The organism is Faecousia intestinalis (genome assembly GCF_040096185.1).
Taxonomy (GTDB): domain Bacteria; phylum Bacillota; class Clostridia; order Oscillospirales; family Oscillospiraceae; genus JAZOXB01.
On the sequence record NZ_JBBMFF010000016.1, the window covers coordinates 1 to 1362 of the forward strand.

The following is a 1362-nucleotide window of genomic DNA, read 5'->3' on the forward strand; positions in this document are numbered from 1 at the left end:
CAGTGCAGCTCCGGCTCCTGCGGAAGCTGCGCACGGAACAGGACGATGACCATGCGCCAGACCGTCCCGTCCTGATAGCTGGCGATGCGGTCGGCATCGTCCACGACACGCACCCGCGTAAAGGCCGCCTCCGGCAGGCGCAGGCCCGTCTCCTCGAACAGCTCCCGCGCAATGCCGTGCGCCTCACTCTCCCCGCGGCGCAGCCGCCCGCCGGGCAGGCCCCATGCGCCGCAGTCCCAGCGCTGCTCCAGCAGGAGCCGCCCGCGGCATTCGAGCAGGACGTTCGTTCCCATGCGCGTCGGACTGTTCGGCCTCGGCGCGGCAGGATCATGCAGATAATACGCTGCAACCGGCATGGTCATCCCCTCCTTACGCGGCATAGAGCCGGGATACGATCCACGAGACGAGCCTGCACGGCAGGAGCCTGCTCAGCAGAACTGCCGCACTGTACTGTGGTCCAATGGCATACAGAGGCTTCGTCCTGCAGCGGAGCGCCACGCGGCACAGGAAGGCCGCGGCCTTCTCCGGCGGCATACCGGTCTGCTCGTCATGCTCCATGCGGGAGACGGAGCGGCTGATGCGCCCACCGTACTCGGCGTCACCCCGGACATTTTTCTCACGCGCCGCCGTGAAGCCGGTCTTCAGATCGCCGGGCATCACGGCACAGACGTCGATGCCGAACGGCGCGACCTCGCAGCGCAGCGCACCGCTGTAGGCATTGATCGCCGCCTTTGCCGCGGAATAATACGCCTGGAACGGGATGGCGATGGGCGCGGCAACGCTGCTGACATGGACGATCCGCCCGCCGCCTGCGCGGCGCATACGCGGCAAAACGGCATGGTTCACATTTACGACGCCGAAGAAATCGACGTCGAACAGACGGCGCACCTCCTCGGGCGTGGTGCACTCCACTGCGCCCGAGATACCGAAGCCCGCGTTGTTCACCACAAGGTCGATCCGCCCGGCTTCCGCTTCGATTGAGGCGATCGTCCGCTCCACGGCGTCCGCGTCCGTGATATCGCAGGCCAGCGACGTCACGCCGGGCACCGGCGCGCCGTGCCGCGACAGGGCATACACCCGAAGGCCCTTTTCCGCCAGCGTCTGCGCTGCGGCAAGGCCCAGGCCGGAGGTCCCTCCGGTCACAATTGCAGTTTTCATAGGATCCTCTCCGGAAAAAATGGGGCCGCTGCGCAGCGCAGCAGCCCCGAGTTTTTTTAGGCAACACCGCATAATTCGCCTTCAGCCTTCGCCGGACATTTTTCGCCGATCCATCGGTCCGAAAAGTTTGAAATATTGCGCAGCCGTTGGCGGCTTTGCCGCCTTACGGATGCGGCATGCCCCTTGCGGGTACACAAAGTATTC

The 1362-nt window shown here is 65.6% G+C and carries 2 protein-coding genes; both read right to left on the reverse strand.

What is annotated here, in order from left to right; all coding sequences use genetic code 11:
• A partial coding sequence (locus WMO66_RS00100; RefSeq protein WP_349134372.1) for an NUDIX domain-containing protein occupies positions 1 to 356 on the reverse strand: 356 nt, incomplete at its 3' end.
• Between the two features lie 13 nt (positions 357 to 369).
• Complete coding sequence (locus WMO66_RS00105; protein ID WP_349134373.1) at positions 370 to 1158, reverse strand: SDR family oxidoreductase; 789 nt, start codon at positions 1156 to 1158, stop codon at positions 370 to 372.
• Between the last annotated feature and the right edge of the window lie 204 nt (positions 1159 to 1362).

Coding starts and splice junctions, on each gene's coding strand:
- WMO66_RS00105 (WP_349134373.1), bottom strand. CDS start 1,158: ATGAAAACTGCAATTGTGACCGGAGGGACCTCCGGCCTGGGCCTTGCC.